Source organism: Sphingopyxis sp. TUF1 (assembly GCF_036687315.1).
GTDB lineage: Bacteria > Pseudomonadota > Alphaproteobacteria > Sphingomonadales > Sphingomonadaceae > Sphingopyxis > Sphingopyxis kveilinensis.
In genome coordinates this window covers 1,524,490-1,539,663 of record NZ_CP144683.1, presented here as the reverse complement: position 1 = coordinate 1,539,663, position 15,174 = coordinate 1,524,490, and the positions used below count along the sequence as shown (strand labels likewise).

The following is a 15,174-nucleotide window of genomic DNA, read 5'->3' as shown; positions in this document are numbered from 1 at the left end:
GCGGCGCGGGTCAAGCCAGATGGCAGGCGCGACTTATCCGGCGGGCCGGTGCAGCCCCTGGACCGGCGCCCCCGCGGCCGCGGCGCGCGCGACCGCGGCAGCGCCCATGATCGGCTTCGGACGCGTGGCATAATCGCGCGGACTCATGCCCATGAAACGCTGAAAATCCCGGGTGAATTGCGCCTGATCGTAATAATGATGATCCATCGTGTCGATCCACGCCATCGACGGGTCGAGCATGAAGCGCCCCAGCGAGCGCAGGAAGCGCTGGCGGCGGAGCAGCAGTTTGGGCGTAAAGCCAAAGGCGCGCCGGCTCAGGCGCTCGACCGACCGTTCGGACAGGCCGAGCCGCGCCGACAGATCGGCAACGCTCGCCGCTTCGTCGTCGATCAACGCGCGATGCGCCGCCAGAATGCCCGGATCGTCCGGCGGCGCCGACGCCAGCAGCGCGCAGAAATGGGAGTCGATCGAGGCGGCTGCGACCTCGGCATCGTCGATCTGCGGCAAGGCATCGGCAAGCGGAGCGAAGGCCGAAAAGGCCGGGTGCGCGCGGCCGTCGCAATAGGTATCGGCCAGCGCATCGGCGGGGATCGGCATCAGCTTTGCCCAGCCGACAGGGAGGATACCAATGCCCCAGACGCGCATCGCTCCCGCAGCGAAATAGCTGGCGCGGCTTGTCGGCCCGGTCACGATGAAGCGGGGCGCGTCAGCCAGCGGCTCCTCGCCAATCGCGACGCGCGGCGCCTCGCCTTCGATGAGTCGCATATTGGCCCATTCGGGATGCAGATAATCTTCGATCCGTGCGGTACCGCTCAGCGTGACCTCGGTGAGATAGATGGCACTGACATAAGGCGCCAGTCGATCCGAGGGTGGGAAAAAACGCGTGGTGACCTGCGTGCCCGGCGGGAGAGGTTCGGATGCATCGCGGTGCGGCATGATGTCCCATCCTAGTGCACAAAAAAGCATAAAAAACAATGCAAGACCGTCGATTTGTGACGGGTTCTTACAATTTTATGCGCACCGGCTGCGCCATAATTGCGCCATCTGCTGTGGAGGCAGGGCAGCAAGGGGATTTGCGGAGCGGCGCCATGTAAGGGGTCATGGCGGGACCCGACACAAGCGACTGAATTTCCGAGCTTCGTTCCGGCCGTCAGCTTTCTGCGACCCATGGCTATTCGGTGCGGACGGGGGCGATGGTTTCCCACTGGAACCATTGTCGGGGGCGGCGTGGAGCGCGAGCTTTGCGCCGCCTCTTCCTTTTGCTCGGCGACCCCTTTTACCAGCCCGCGCTGATCTTCCATGCCGCCGGGCAAAGAAAAAGGGCGGCCCCGCGGAGGGGGCCGCCCTTGTTTCATTCGTTCGGGCGTTCGGCGTCAGGCTGCCTTGGGCAGCGCCGCTTTCGCCTGCGCGATGATCGCGGTGAACACACCGCCTTCGTTCATCGCGAGGTCGGCCATGACCTTGCGGTCGAGTTCGATACCGGCCAGCTTCACGCCGTGCATGAACTGCGAGTAGGTGAGGCCTTCGGCGCGGACCGCGGCGTTGATGCGCTGGATCCACAGAGCGCGGAAGCTGCGCTTCTTCACCTTGCGGTCGCGGTAAGCATATTGGCCGGCCTTTTCGACGGCCTGCTTGGCGATGCGGATCGTATTCTTGCGACGGCCGTAATAGCCCTTCGCCTGCTCCAATACGCGCTTGTGCTTGGCGCGCGTTGTGACGCCGCGTTTGATGCGTGACATGTCTAGCGCTCCTTACTTCAGGCCATAGGGCGCCCAGAGGCGCACATGGGCCGCGTCCGAATCGCTGAGCACGCTCGTGCCGCGGTTGGTGCGGATATATTTGGAATTGTGCGAAATCAGGCGGTGGCGCTTGCCGGCAACGCCGTGCTTCACCTTACCCGACGCGGTGAATTTGAAGCGTTTCTTCACACCGCTCTTGGTCTTCAGCTTGGGCATTTTGGTCTCCTTTGAAGTCCGTTTGCGTATCGGCCTGGCAGCCCTTTCAGCCAGCCGACACAATCGGAAGCGGGGCGCTTAGGTGGATTCACCCGGAAATGCAAGCGATTCGGCGATCACAAGCTTGCGCCATCGACCTTCTGGATATTCAGCGCATCAAGATCGGCGTCGGGAACGCAGCGCAGGTTCACCGCTGCCATTTTCGATCCGTCGGGACCCGTTCCAACCGAAAAGCTCTGGCAGCCGCAGGTCGCGCAGAACTGATGGTCGATATTATGCTTGTTGAACTTATAGGATATCAGCATCTCGGCACCGCTTTCCAGCCGGAACTGGTCAATGGGCACGAAGGTGAGCAGGAAACCCTTGCGCCGGCAGTGCGAGCAATTGCAGCTCATCGCCGTATCGGGAATGTCGCCGTCGACCGTATAGGTCACTGCGCCGCAATGACAGCTACCCTCATAAGCCATATCCATTCTCTCCTCTTAATGGTGGCAGGCAAGCCCTTCGATAACATCCTCGAGCCGCGCCGGGTCGCCGAGCGCGATGACATGCCCCGTGCTTTCGGCATTCAGCGGATCGCCGTTCCAGTCGCACATTGTCCCGCCGGCGCCCTCGACAACCGGGACGAGTGCGGCAAAGTCATGCAGTTTCAGCCCTGCTTCGACGACCAGATCGATATGGCCGCTGCTGAGCAAGCCATAATTATAACAATCGCCGCCAAAGACCATCCGTTTGTGCGATGTCTGCGCGGCGAGCGCCATGAAATGCTCGCCGTCATGGTCGCTGAAATATTGCGGCCCGGTGGTCGCCAGCACGGCGTCGGACAGGTTTCGGCAGGTGCGCGTTGTGACGACCGTGCCGTTGAAGCGCGTCGGATGTCCCATCGCCCCTACCCAGCGTTCGCCCGCGACTGGCTGATCGATGATGCCGAGCACCGGCCAGCCGTCTTGCAGCAATGCGATCAACGTCCCGAAAATCGGGCGACCGGCCATGAAGCTTACCGTGCCGTCGATCGGATCGAGCACCCATTGGCGGCTCGCTTGGGGACGGTCGGCCCCATATTCCTCGCCGATAATGCCGTCGCGCGGCGCTTCGGCGTCGATCAGCTTGCGCATGGCCGCTTCGGCGGCGCGATCGGCGTCGGTCACCGGGGATGCATCGCCCTTCGCCTCGTGGGCGAATGCGCTGCGGAATAAAGGGCGGATGGCTTGGCCGGCGGCGTCGGCCAGCCGGTTGGCGAGGGCGAGATCATCGTAGAGCGACATGTCCTCCCGCTAGCCCAGCTCCGACGGCTCTGCCACCCCCGGCCGTATCGCCGCGTCAATCAAGCCAGGCGTGGGCACGGACGGGAAATGTCCCCATGCCGCGTATCTTCGGCGGTGCGGCGGTGAAGCGGAAGCCGCTGACCGGCAATGTTTCGAGCCGGGTCAGATGCTCGACGATCGGGATTCCGGCCGCCAGCAAGATGCTGTGCACCGGCCGCTCGCCGCCGCTGGTATCGTCGATGTTGAGTGAATCGATGCCGACGAGCAACGCGCCGTGGTTGCGCAGATATTCCGCGGCCTTGGCCGTCAGAAAGGGGTGGCCCTCGAAATAGGCATCGCTGGCCCAATGGCGATCCCAGCCGGTCTGGACCAGAACCGCGCGGCCCACCACATCCTCCGCCGCAAAATGATGCCAATCGATGGCGCGGCCAGCCATCCCCGTGACCCGAACGACGATGCCCGGCAGCCCGGCCAGCCGATCCAGCCCGATTTCGGCGGTATCGGCGCCATCGGCATAACGATGAAAGGGTGTGTCGACATAGGTGCCGGTGTTTCCGACCATTTCGATCGTACCGATCTGAAATTCGGTCCCCTCGGCATAGATGGCGCGCGACGCCTCGCGTGAAAGATGGTCGCAGATGAGCGGTGCGGGCAAACCCTTATAGGTGACCGTGCCGTGCTCGATCACATGGCTGAGGTCGCGGAAGGCCGTTTCGTCTCTGCATTTTGCCGGTCCGCGGGCAGCCGGTTCTCCGCGCTTGTGGGGTTCGGCGATAATGCGCTTGTTTGTGATGACGACGTTTGCGACCATCAGCAGCCGAAGGTCGCGAACGATATAGGCGGCCAGCGCGTCGTCGTCGATCTCATCGCCGTCGATGTCCAGCCTGAACCCCTGGCCCTGCACCCCGCCACCGTTGGCAAATTCGACGGCAAAATCGAAAACCACGCGCTTGTCTGTCGTCATTTTCCCTGTTCCTTGTTCATTCGCTTGGCGCGCGGCCGCCTTGCGGATGCGGTAGCGGCGCACTTTCGCGCGGTTTCCAAACTCCGAGGACGACGAGCACCATCGGCGCCGGGCGCCGCGCGTCGCGTCAAGAAACAACATCGGGCACTCGCTGCCCTTGCGCAGGCGATCGGTCCGTGTCCCTCCGCGCTAGTCGAAGAGTGAGGAAACACTTGTTTCGTCGGCGATGCGCTTGATTGCTTCGCCCAGCAGCGGCGCGACGGTCAGCGTGCGGACCTTGCCGCTGTCGTTCACCGCGTCGGTCGGCTGGATCGAATCGGTGATGACCAGCTCGGTGAGTTCGCTCGCATCGACGCGCGCCACCGCACCGCCCGACAGCACGCCGTGGGTGCAATAGGCGACGACGCCCTCGGCGCCCGCGGACTTCAGCGCGGAGGCGGCGTTGCATAGGGTGCCGGCAGAGTCCACGATGTCGTCGATGAGGATGCAGAAGCGGCCCGACACATCGCCGATGATATTCATCACTTCCGATTCGCCGGCGCGCTCACGCCTTTTGTCGACGATGGCGAGCGGGGCGTTGTCGAGGCGCTTGGCGAGCGCGCGGGCGCGGACGACGCCGCCGACGTCGGGCGAGACGACCATCAGATTCTTGTCCCCGAAACGCGCCTGGATGTCGGCGCTCATCACCGGCGCGGCATAGAGATTGTCGGTCGGAATGTCGAAAAATCCCTGGATCTGCCCGGCGTGCAGGTCGATCGCGAGCACGCGGTCGGCGCCCGAGGTGGTGATGAGGTTCGCGACGAGCTTGGCCGAGATCGGCGTGCGCGGGCCGGGTTTGCGGTCCTGGCGGGCGTAGCCGAAATAGGGAACGACCGCGGTGATGCGCTTGGCCGACGCGCGGCGCAGCGCGTCGTTGATGATGAGCAATTCCATCAGATTGTCGTTCGCGGGGAAATTGGTCGGCTGGACGACGAAAACATCCTGCCCGCGGACATTTTCATGAATTTCGACGAAAACTTCCTCGTCGGCGAAGCGGCGCACGCTGGTGTCGGTCAGCGGCAGCTCGAGATAATCGGCGATCGCGCGGGCCAGCGGCAGGTTGCTGTTGCCGGAGATAAGTTTCATGGCGTGCAGAGCCCTTTCGCGGCGGATGGGATTGCGCGCCCCTTAGCCAGCGATGGCCATAAGGGGAAGGGGTTAAAGGAGTCGGTCGGTCCCCGTCCGCGGCGCATTTGACCGCGTGGTCGCCCTCCCTAACTGCTTGGTCGTTGCAATCGCCTACGCCGCGGCTAAGTCTCGCCCCCATGACCGACGCCGCTGCAACGCTGACCATCGTCCTTTCCCAGATGACCCAGGCGGTCGGCGATCTGGCCGCCAATGCCGACGCGATGCGTGCGGTTCGCGCGCGGCACGCGCAAGCCGACCTGATCCTTTATCCCGAGCTGCAACTGATCGGCTACCCGCCCGAAGATCTGGTGCTGAAACCCGCGCTGGCGGAGCGGGCCGCGGCGCTGCTCGCGGAACTCGCCGCCGACACCGCCGACGGCGGCCCGGCGATGCTGGTGGGATCGGTGGAGCGCGGCGCCGACGGTCTGCTCTATAATATCGTCGCGCTGCTTGACGGCGGCCGCGTGGTCGCGACGCGGCGCAAGCACGAACTGCCCAATTACGGCACCTTCGACGAAAAGCGCGTGTTCGCGCCCGGCCCGCTGCCCGATATCGTCGAATGGCGTGGGGTGAAGCTGGGCCTGCCGATCTGCGAGGATGGCTGGCTGCCGACGGTGTGCCAGCATCTCGCCGCTGAGGGCGCTGAACTGCTGATCTCGGTCAACGGCAGTCCCTATGAGATCGACAAGGATGAGCGGCGCCTCTCGCAGGTGTTCGCCGCGCGCGTAGCCGAAACCGGCCTGCCGCTGATCTTCCTCAACCGCATCGGCGGGCAGGATGAGCTGGTGTTTGACGGTTGTTCGTTCGTGCTGAACGGCGACGGCGGAGCGGCGCATCGCCTGATCGACTGGGACGCCGAGGAGCGGGTCACGCGTTGGAAGAAAGACGTTGCGGGCTGGCGCTGCGACGCGGGCGCGATCGCCGAATGGGAGGCGCATCCCGCCGACATCTATAGCGCGATGATCCTGTCCCTGCGCGACTATGTCGAGCGCAACCGCTTCCCCGGCGTCGTGCTCGGCCTGTCGGGCGGGATCGATTCGGCGATCTGTGCGGCGATTGCCGCCGACGCGCTCGGGCCGGACAAGGTCTGGTGCGTGATGTTGCCGAGCCGCTTCACCAGTCACGAAAGCCTGGCCGATGCCGGGGGGTGCGCCGAGATGATCGGCTGCCGTCTCGACACCATCCCGATCGCCCCCGCGGTCGAGGCGTTCGACGCAATGCTGGAGGGCAGCTTCGCCGACCGCGCCGTCGATACGACCGAGGAAAATGTCCAGTCGCGCATCCGCGGCGTGACGCTGATGGCGCTGAGTAACAAATTCGGCCCGATGCTGCTGACCACAGGCAACAAGAGCGAGATGAGCGTCGGTTATGCGACCATCTATGGCGACATGGCCGGCGGCTATAATCCGCTGAAGGACGCTTATAAGATGACGGTCTTTGCGCTCGCTAAGTGGCGCAATGACAATGTGCCGCGGCTGTCGCGCAACCCGGTGACGCCGGTGATGCCCGATACCATCATCACCAAGCCGCCGAGCGCCGAGCTGCGCCCCGACCAGAAAGATCAGGACAGCCTGCCGCCGTACGAAGATCTCGACCGGATGCTGCATATGCTCGTCGAGGAAGAGGCGAGCGTCGACGATGTCGTGGCGCGCCACGGTTTCGACCGCGACACGGTGGCGCGGATCGAGCGCCTGCTCGCGATCGCCGAATATAAGCGCCGCCAGGCGCCCCCGGGGGTCAAATTGTCGACGCGCAATTTCGGGCGCGACCGGCGCTATCCGATCACGCATGGGTTCCGGACGGGATAGGGTTTTTCAGGGAAGAAAAGGAAAGGGACGATGCTGGCACTGGGGTCCAAGGCACCGGCAGACCGGGCCGAACGGGTGCTCGATATATTGCGGATCACGGTGGCGCTGCTCATCCTGATCCACGGTGTGTACCGCTTGGCGGCCGACATCGTCGTCCCGTTCGGCACATGGCTCGACAGTCTAGGCTTTCCCTACGGATATGGCTGGGCGATGGCGGTGACAATTTACGAGCTGGTCGGCCCCGCGCTGATGCTCGCGCGCCGCTGGACCAGCCTTGCCGCGCTCGGCCATGCCTTCATTCTGACATTGGGCCTGTTCCTGGTGCATATGCCCGCGGGCTGGTTCGTCGTCGGCGGCGGGCGCAACGGGATGGAATATAGCGTGTTCCTGATCGTTTCGCTGCTTGCGATCGCCTGGGCCTATTGGCCGGTGCGGGACCGCGCGGCGCGATAAATATCGCCACGCAGCGGGCAATGCGGTTATAGGCGCGCCCCATGACCGTCACCACTCGCTTCGCCCCCTCGCCGACCGGACTTCTGCATGTCGGCAACGTTCGCACCGCGCTCCACAACTGGCTGTGGGCGAGGAAACATGGCGGGCGTTTCCTGCTGCGCATCGACGATACCGATGTCGAACGGTCGAAGGAGGAGTATGTCGAGGGCATTCGCGCTGACCTTGACTGGCTCGGGCTCGATATCGACGGCGAGGAGCGCCAGTCGGCGCGCTTCGCGCTGTACAAGGCCGAGTTCGAGAAATTGAAGGCGGCGGGCCGCGTTTATGCCTGTTACGAAACGCCCGAAGAGCTCGACATCCGCCGCAAGGTGCTGCTCTCGCGCGGGTTGCCTCCCGTCTATGAACGCAAACCGATCGACGCGCCGGTGCCTGAAGGCGTCGCGCCGCACTGGCGCTTCCGGCTCGACCATGACGTGCCGATCGAATGGACCGACCTGATCCGCGGGCCGCAGCATTTCGAGCCGAAGACGATGTCGGACCCGGTGGTGCGCCGCGCCGACGGCAGCTGGCTTTACCTGTTGCCGAGCGTGATCGACGACATCGCGATGGGGATCAGCCATGTCGTGCGCGGCGAGGACCATGTGTCGAACACTGCGGCGCAGGTTCAGATGTTCGCGGCGCTCGGTGCGGCACCCCCCGCCTTCGCGCATGAGGCGCTGCTCGTCGGGACCGAGGGGAAATTGTCGAAGCGGCTGGGCTCGCTCGGCATGGCGAGCTTGCGCGAACAGGGGATCGAGCCGATCGCGCTCGCCGCGCTGCTCGCGCGGCTCGGTACCAGCGACCCGGTCGAGCCGGTGACCGATCTGGCGCCGCTGATCGCGGGCATCGACTTTGCGCGCTTCGGCCGCGCGCCGGCGCGCTTCGACGAGGCCGAGCTGGCGCTGCTCAACCAGAAGATACTTCACCTCAGCGATCATGCTGCGGTGGCGGACCGCCTGCCCGCGTCGATTGACGAAGCGCGCTGGAACGCGATTCGCCCCAATCTGGCGACCGTCGCCGAGGCTGCCGACTGGGTAGCGGTGTTCGAAGGGCCGTTCGCGCCGCCCGCGACCGAGGCGGCCGACCGTCCGGTGCTGGATGCCGCGGCGAAGGCGGCGCCGCACATCGACTGGAGCGCCGATCCCTGGCACGCGCTCATCGCCGCGGTGAAGGAGGCGACGGGGGCGAAGGGCCGCGCGCTGTTCCTGCCGCTGCGCCGCGCGCTGACCGCGCGCGACCATGGTCCCGACATGGCTGAGCTGCTGCCGCTGATCGCCAAGGAGGAGGCGATTGCGCGGCTGGCGGGGAGCGGGGAGGCGTAAGAAGGATCGCGCCATGCGCCCCTGCGCAGGCTGGGGCTCATCACCTGTGTTTGCGGTCCTAGCCACGGGCTGTTTAGAGCAGTGTGGGTTAAATATGAACCGTTTGCCCTGAGCTTGTCGAAGGGCCGTTCTTTCTTTTGACGCCGCAAGAAGAAGGACGGTGCTTCGACAAGCTGAGCACGAACGGATTTGGGGTGGTGCGGATCTAGCGCGCGCCGCTCTAAAATCGGCCGCAGGCGATGGGCCCCCGCCTTCGCAAGGGCACAGTGGGACATATCTAAGCAGCCGACTTGACAAATAAGTGATGTTATAACATCCTTGTTGTGTGATCGGGCTGATGGCGGCGATCGACCGCAGCCGGGGCCGGGTCGCAAGGCAAGGAGAGATGCCATGACCCTGATACCGCTGATTTCGGCGATGATGACCGCACCCGAAGCGACGACCGCACCCGCGGGGCGTTCGGCGGCCTTACCCCGCACCCTCTATGGCAGCGATCAGCGCCGCCATCCGGTCGCGGCGCTTTTGGCTGTCGGGCTTCCCGCCGCGCTCGTCGTCGCGGTGGCGCTGTCGCCGATGATCGTCGAAACGCCGCCGATAACGAAGCCTATCACCGGCACGCTGATCGAACTGCCCAAACCCCCGCCGCCCGAACCCGTCGAGGATGCCAAGCCGACGCCGAGAACCACATCGGCGACCGAAACGGTCGAGCCGCGCGTCGAAACCGTGCCGCTGAACGATGATCGCGTCGCCGTCGGGCCGGTGATCGTCGATGCGCGGCCGATCGATCCCGGCCCGCCAGCCCTCCCCGCCGATCCACCCGCGCCCAAGCTGGTGCTCGCCGAACTCGACGCGCGCTTTGCCGGGGCGTTCCAGCCCGACTATCCGGCCCGCGAGCAGCGGCGCGGGGTCGAGGGAGTCGCGAAGGTGCGCGTGCTCATCGGCACCGACGGGCGCGTGAAGGCGGTCGAACTGGTGAGCGCCGACAGCCCCGGCTTCTTTGAAGAAACGAAGCGGCGCGCGCTCGCCAAGTGGCGCTTCAAGCCCGCGACGCGCGGCGGTGTGGCCGAGGAAAGCTGGAAGGTCATGACCGTGCGCTTCGAGATCCGGAACGCCTGATACCCTTCCCGGGGCGGGCGGTTCGCCGCCGTCCGTCCGTTGCTTTCGCTTGACAGAAACACCGAATCCCGCCAAAGGCGCCCGGATATTGGAGGGCGGCGCGGCGTCGCGCGGCCCTCTCATGTTTTTCACACCAACGTCGGGGCCCCTAGTCCCGCGGCATCCACCGGGTCACCGGCGGATGTGCAGTCAATTCGAGGAACAGGGCCATGGCCAAGCCGACGACCGTCAAGATCAAGCTGGTGAGCACCGCCGACACGGGCTTTTTCTATGTCACCAAGAAGAACCCGCGCACGATGACGGAGAAGATGACGGTGCGCAAATATGACCCGCGTGCGCGCAAGCATGTCGAGTTCAAGGAAGCCAAGATCAAGTGATGTATTTTCCCGTGCGGCATTGCCGCGCGGTTTGAAAATGCCTCATTCCCGCGAAGGCGGGGATTCAAAAGGGCGGCGGTTGCGCCGCCCTTTTTCGTGGGTGAAGGGATGGTGGGTAGGGGTAATTAGTGGCCGATCACTCCTCCCTGTGGCGAAGCCATGGGGAGGTGGCAGCGCGAAGCGCTGACGGAGGGGCCATGGCACTACCGTCGCAGCCCCTCCACCACCGCCTGCGGCGGCGGCAACTTCCGCTTGGAACCCGCCTCAGGCAAACGCCCCCACGCTCTCGATGAACTTGATCACCGAAATCGGTTTCGAGACATAGGCCTCGGCGCCCGCGGCGCGGATCTGCTCCTCGTCGCCCTTCCCCGCATAGGCGGTGACCGCCATGATCGGCACGGCGCGCAAGGTCAGGTCGGCCTTCATCTGGCCGATCAGGTCCAGCCCGCTGACATGCGGCAACTGGATGTCCATGATGATCAGGTCGGGCGACACCTCGCGCGCCTTGGCCAGCGCGTCGCGGCCGTCGCGCACCGGATGCGCGCTGTAGCCGTGGGCGTTGAGGAGGTCGCAGAACAGGCGCAAGTTGAGCTCATTATCTTCGACGACCAGGATGGTCTTGCCCATGTGCGTTCCGTTCCCCACCTTGCGTATGCGGCCCGTTTAGGCGAATCGGCGGCATGACACAATTAGGGACACATTCCTTGCACGATGACGATGACGATGCCGCGCTGGCGCTTCAGGCGCTCGGTTGGATCTTGAGCGACGAGCCGCGCGCCGAGCGGCTGCTTGGCCTGACAGGGTTGGCGCCGGACGAACTGCGCGCCTCGCTGGGCGAGCAGGCGACGCTGGCGGCGATCCTGTCGTTCCTGACGTCCCACGAAAACGACCTTGTCGCCTGCGCCGATGCGTTGCAGGTGCCGCCTGCAAGCTTGGCCGCCGCTGCCCACCGACTCGAAGGAAGTCCCGCATGACCCGCCCGCTCGTCATCACCGATTGCGACGAGGTGCTGATGCACATGGTCGTGCCCTTCGCCGAATGGGTCGACGCCGAGCATGGCGTAATTTTCCGTATCGAGGATGCGAGCTTTGCAAACGCGCTGAAGCGTAAGGAATGCGGCACGCCGCTGGAGGCCGCCGAGGTGTGGCCTTTGCTCGACGGCTTTTTTCGCGAGGAAATGACGCGGCAATATCCGATTCCGGGTGCCTTGGCCGCGATGGCGGCGATCGGCGCCGAGGCGGACATTGTCGTGCTCACCAACGTCGGTCCCGAGCATCAGCAGGCGCGGATCGAGCAGCTCGCGCTTCACGATTTCCACGCGCCGGTGATCGGCAGCCGCGGCGGCAAGGGCGCGCCGGTGCGCCGCCTGATCGAGCAATATCGTCCGTCGGTTGCGGTGTTCATCGACGATCTGGCGGGGCATCATCACTCGGTCGCGGAGGAAGCGCCCGAGGTGTGGCGGCTTCATTTCGTCGGCGAGCCCGCCATCGCGGACAAGATTGCCGCGTCGCCGCACGCCCACGCGCGAATCGACGACTGGAAAGCGGCGCAACGCTGGATCATGGCGCGGCTCGCCGAAAACATCCCTGCCCCGGCGCCGCAGCCGGTTTGAAGAAGGACTCTCCCATGGATATTGCCGCCAAAATCGCCGAGCTCGGCCTCGATCTTCCCAAACCCGCTGCGCCGGTCGCCGCCTATGTGCCCGCGGTCGAACACGGCGGGGTGCTGTACATCAGCGGCCAGCTGCCGTTCCGCGACGGGCAGGTCGTGACCGGCCGGCTGGGCGACGACATGGACATCGCGGGCGGGCAGGACGCGGCGCAGCGCGTCGCGCTGATGCTCGTCGCGCAGATCGGGCAGGCGCTGGGCGGCGACTGGTCGCGCGTCGAGCGGATCGTCAAGCTGGGCGTCTTCGTCAACAGCGCGCCAAGCTTCACCGATCAGGCGAAGGTCGCCAATGGCGCGTCCGAACTGTTCGAAACATTGTTCGGCGAGGCCGGCCGCCACGCGCGCGCCGCGGTGGGCGTCGCGGTGCTGCCGCTCGGCGCGGCGGTCGAGGCCGACGCGATCGTGGCGGTGCGCCCGGCCTGAGCGATGGCCGAGGCCGATCCACCGGCGCGGACGATCTCGCTCGGCACCGGCGTCGCCGCGGTGGACGCGGCGGCGTGGGACGGGTTGCACGATGGCGGCAATCCTTTTGTGAGCCATGCGTTTCTGTCGCTGCTCGAGGAATCGGGCAGCGTCGGGCCGGGCACAGGGTGGCAGGCGGCGCCGCTGCTCGTCGAGGATGCGGACGGGAGGCTGGTCGCGGCTGCGCCCGCTTACCTTAAAGCGCACAGCCAAGGCGAATATGTGTTCGATCATGCCTGGGCCGATGCCTGGGAGCGCGCGGGCGGCGACTATTATCCGAAGCTTCAGATCGCGGCGCCCTTCACCCCCGTTCCCGGCCCGCGCCTTCTCGCGAACGACAAGGATGACGCGCGGCTCCTCCTCCGCGCGGCCGAGGCGGTCGTGCGGCAGAATGATCTGTCGTCGGCGCACGCGACCTTTGTCGCGCCCGAACAGATGCCGTTGTTCGAGGAAGCGGGCTGGCTCGTCCGCCGCGACATTCAGTTTCATTTCGCGAACACAGGCTATGCCAGCTTCGACGATTTTCTCGCGACGCTCAATTCGCAAAAGCGCAAGCAGCTACGCAAGGAGCGGTTACGCGCGGTCGAGGGCCTACGGATCGAAGAGCTGACCGGCGATGCGATCCGCCCCGATCATTGGGATGCGATGTGGCTCTTCTATCAGGACACTGGCGCGCGCAAATGGGGGCATCCCTATCTTACCCGCGAGGCGTTCGACCTGATGGGCGGGGCGATGGCAGAGCAGATCCTCCTGCTGATCGCCTATGATGCGGAGGAGCGGCCGGTCGCCGGCGCACTGCACTTCCTGGGGGCCGACACGCTTTACGGCCGCTATTGGGGATGCCTGACCGAAATCCCCTATCTGCATTTCGAGCTATGCTATTACCGCGCGATCGACATTGCGATCGAACGCGGGCTGAAGCGCGTCGAGGCAGGGGCGCAGGGCGGACACAAGCTCGCGCGCGGCTATGGCCCCGTCGCGACATGGTCGGCGCATTTCATCGCCGATCCGGGCTTTCGCCGCGCGGTCGCCGAGTTTCTCGAGCGCGAGCGCGCCGCCGAAGAGGTCGAGATGGAATGGCTGGAGGGGCATATGCCCTTCAAGCGGAGGGATTAGGCCGCAAACCGCCGCGCGGCGGGACGGCGCGCTGTCTCGTCGAGCCAGGAGCGCGCCTGGCGCTGCGCTTCGGCGATTTCATCGCGCGACATTTCGCTCGACAGGTCGGCGCGACATTGCTGGCCCTCGATATTGCCGCCGAGCGCGGCAAGGTTGAACCATTTATGCGCCTGGATCAGGTCGACATCGACCCCGCCGGTGCCCGTCGAAAACGCGATACCGAGATCGAAATAGGCATTGGCATCGCCGCGCGCCGCATCGAGCAGACGGCTTTCGATCAGATATTGGGCAGACTTCAGACTGTTCGCCATGATAACCCCCTTTACCTCCACCCACATGGAGACCTCGGGGCCAAATTTGCGGCTTATGGTCAACAAAGTGTTAACGATGATGTCGATTTTTGGGGGGCAAGTTTTCAAACGCCGGAAAAGATGGGATTTTCCTCTTTTGTCACTCCCGCGAAGGCCGGAATTCCGGCGCTAAATCATGACGCGCCGACGAGATCCCGGCCTTCGCCGGGATGACGGGCTGGTGACTTGGGTCCTGAACCTAGCCCACCGGCCAGTTGTCGATCAGCCGCGTCTTGCCGATCCTTGCTGCGGCAAGCAGGCGTGCCGGGGCGCGAAAGGTGGTCAGCCGTTCGAGGCTGTCGGCATCGGCCAACGCGACATAATCGACGGCGTCGAAGCCGCCCGCAACGATCGCCGTTTCGGCCTTTGCCAGCGTATCGGCGACCTCGGCGCCGCCGGCGATCGCCTTTGCGGCGGCCTTCAGCGCGCGTGGAAAGGCGGTCGCCGCTGCGCGCTGATCGGGCGACAGATAGGCGTTGCGCGACGAGAGCGCGAGGCCGTCGGCGTCGCGCGCGATCGGCGCGCCCAAGATGTCGATGCCGAAATCGAGGTCGCGCGCCATCCGGCGGACGATCGCGAGCTGCTGCCAATCCTTTTCGCCAAAGATCGCGACGTCGGGCCGCACCTGATTGAATAATTTGGCGACGACGGTCGCAACGCCGTCGAAATGGCCGGGACGCGCGGCGCCGCAATAATCGGCGCCCAGCTCGGCAACCTCGATATGCGTGCTGTGCCCGTGCGGATACATGATGCCGACGTCGGGCGCCCAGAGCAGGCTGGTGCCTTCCTCGACGAGCATCGCAGCGTCCTGCGCTTCGCCCCGCGGATAGGCGTCGAAATCCTCGTTGGGACCGAACTGGGTCGGATTGACGAAAATCGACACGACGACATGGTCGGCGATACGCCGTGCCATGCGGACGAGCGAGAGGTGGCCTTGGTGCAGCGATCCCATGGTGGGCACCAGTGCGACGCTCTTGTCCCCCTGTTTCAGTGCCGTAACGGCACGGTGGAGCATCGCGATGTCACGGATGATTTGCACGGCCGGGCGCCCTCCGATATTGGCGGCGCTGAGACACCACCGATGCGGCCCCCATGCGCCGCCAAGAGGAAAA

General features: G+C 65.1%; 19 protein-coding genes and 1 pseudogene. 9 read left to right on the top strand and 11 right to left on the bottom strand.

Features of this window, described 5'->3' with window-relative positions; all coding sequences use genetic code 11:
• Positions 1–33: 33 nt before the first annotated feature.
• The 8 genes and pseudogenes from VSX77_RS07320 to VSX77_RS07290 form a co-directional block, all read right to left on the bottom strand.
• On the bottom strand, positions 34–936 hold the full coding sequence (locus VSX77_RS07320; RefSeq protein WP_338426991.1) for a helix-turn-helix domain-containing protein: 903 nt from the start codon (positions 934–936) through the stop codon (positions 34–36).
• 437 nt (positions 937–1,373) lie between these two features.
• Positions 1,374–1,739: a 50S ribosomal protein L20 gene (gene rplT / locus VSX77_RS07315; protein WP_338426990.1), complete on the bottom strand. Its 366-nt coding sequence runs from the start codon at positions 1,737–1,739 to the stop codon at positions 1,374–1,376.
• A gap of 12 nt (positions 1,740–1,751) precedes the next feature.
• Positions 1,752–1,955 (bottom strand): 50S ribosomal protein L35, encoded by a 204-nt coding sequence (gene rpmI, locus VSX77_RS07310; RefSeq protein WP_053555918.1) that lies wholly within the window; start codon positions 1,953–1,955, stop codon positions 1,752–1,754.
• Positions 1,956–2,071: 116 nt separating this feature from the next.
• Entirely contained in the window at positions 2,072–2,428 is a 357-nt protein-coding gene (locus VSX77_RS07305) for a GFA family protein (protein WP_422397295.1), read from the bottom strand.
• Between the two features lie 9 nt (positions 2,429–2,437).
• Complete coding sequence (gene hisN / locus VSX77_RS07300) at positions 2,438–3,220, bottom strand: histidinol-phosphatase (protein ID WP_338426989.1); 783 nt, start codon at positions 3,218–3,220, stop codon at positions 2,438–2,440.
• 55 nt (positions 3,221–3,275) lie between these two features.
• A complete protein-coding gene (locus VSX77_RS07295; RefSeq protein WP_338426988.1) occupies positions 3,276–4,184 on the bottom strand; it encodes a cyclase family protein in 909 nt (302 codons plus the stop codon).
• 51 nt (positions 4,185–4,235) lie between these two features.
• A pseudogene (locus tag VSX77_RS16445) lies at positions 4,236–4,325 on the bottom strand (CGNR zinc finger domain-containing protein); the annotation flags it as partial.
• Positions 4,326–4,373: 48 nt separating this feature from the next.
• Entirely contained in the window at positions 4,374–5,309 is a 936-nt protein-coding gene (locus tag VSX77_RS07290; protein WP_338426987.1) for a ribose-phosphate pyrophosphokinase, read from the bottom strand.
• A 179-nt stretch (positions 5,310–5,488) separates the two neighbouring features.
• On the opposite strand from VSX77_RS07290, the gene VSX77_RS07285 reads away from it, so the two are divergent.
• From VSX77_RS07285 to rpmG, 5 genes are all read left to right on the top strand, one after another.
• Complete coding sequence (locus VSX77_RS07285) at positions 5,489–7,159, top strand: NAD+ synthase (protein ID WP_338426986.1); 1,671 nt, start codon at positions 5,489–5,491, stop codon at positions 7,157–7,159.
• Positions 7,160–7,189: 30 nt separating this feature from the next.
• Positions 7,190–7,612: a DoxX family protein gene (locus VSX77_RS07280; protein ID WP_338426985.1), complete on the top strand. Its 423-nt coding sequence runs from the start codon at positions 7,190–7,192 to the stop codon at positions 7,610–7,612.
• A gap of 41 nt (positions 7,613–7,653) precedes the next feature.
• Positions 7,654–8,973, top strand: a complete 1,320-nt coding sequence (locus VSX77_RS07275) for a glutamate--tRNA ligase (protein ID WP_338426984.1) — start codon at positions 7,654–7,656, stop codon at positions 8,971–8,973.
• A 390-nt stretch (positions 8,974–9,363) separates the two neighbouring features.
• Positions 9,364–10,089: an energy transducer TonB gene (locus tag VSX77_RS07270; protein WP_338426983.1), complete on the top strand. Its 726-nt coding sequence runs from the start codon at positions 9,364–9,366 to the stop codon at positions 10,087–10,089.
• Positions 10,090–10,298: 209 nt separating this feature from the next.
• Entirely contained in the window at positions 10,299–10,466 is a 168-nt protein-coding gene (gene rpmG, locus VSX77_RS07265; protein WP_011543216.1) for a 50S ribosomal protein L33, read from the top strand.
• A gap of 264 nt (positions 10,467–10,730) precedes the next feature.
• On the opposite strand, the gene VSX77_RS07260 is transcribed toward rpmG, so the two are convergent.
• Entirely contained in the window at positions 10,731–11,093 is a 363-nt protein-coding gene (locus tag VSX77_RS07260) for a response regulator (RefSeq protein WP_338426982.1), read from the bottom strand.
• A 77-nt stretch (positions 11,094–11,170) separates the two neighbouring features.
• Here VSX77_RS07260 and VSX77_RS07255 point away from each other — a divergent pair, with 77 nt between their 5' ends.
• From VSX77_RS07255 to VSX77_RS07240, 4 genes are read left to right on the top strand one after another with little or no spacing between them, the layout of a single operon-like run.
• Positions 11,171–11,440: a DUF3572 family protein gene (locus VSX77_RS07255; RefSeq protein ID WP_338426981.1), complete on the top strand. Its 270-nt coding sequence runs from the start codon at positions 11,171–11,173 to the stop codon at positions 11,438–11,440.
• Positions 11,437–12,078, top strand: a complete 642-nt coding sequence (locus VSX77_RS07250) for an HAD family hydrolase (RefSeq protein WP_338426980.1) — start codon at positions 11,437–11,439, stop codon at positions 12,076–12,078. Before VSX77_RS07255 ends, VSX77_RS07250 begins: the two co-directional genes overlap by 4 nt.
• Before the next feature lie 14 nt (positions 12,079–12,092).
• A complete protein-coding gene (locus VSX77_RS07245) occupies positions 12,093–12,557 on the top strand; it encodes a RidA family protein (protein WP_338426979.1) in 465 nt (154 codons plus the stop codon).
• Positions 12,558–12,560: 3 nt separating this feature from the next.
• Entirely contained in the window at positions 12,561–13,712 is a 1,152-nt protein-coding gene (locus tag VSX77_RS07240) for a GNAT family N-acetyltransferase (RefSeq protein WP_338426978.1), read from the top strand.
• Here the strand turns inward: VSX77_RS07240 and VSX77_RS07235 are convergent.
• Complete coding sequence (locus VSX77_RS07235) at positions 13,709–14,023, bottom strand: hypothetical protein (RefSeq protein ID WP_338426977.1); 315 nt, start codon at positions 14,021–14,023, stop codon at positions 13,709–13,711. The genes VSX77_RS07240 and VSX77_RS07235 overlap by 4 nt on opposite strands.
• Positions 14,024–14,261: 238 nt before the next feature.
• A complete protein-coding gene (panC, locus tag VSX77_RS07230) occupies positions 14,262–15,101 on the bottom strand; it encodes a pantoate--beta-alanine ligase (RefSeq protein ID WP_338426976.1) in 840 nt (279 codons plus the stop codon).
• Positions 15,102–15,174: the final 73 nt, after the last annotated feature.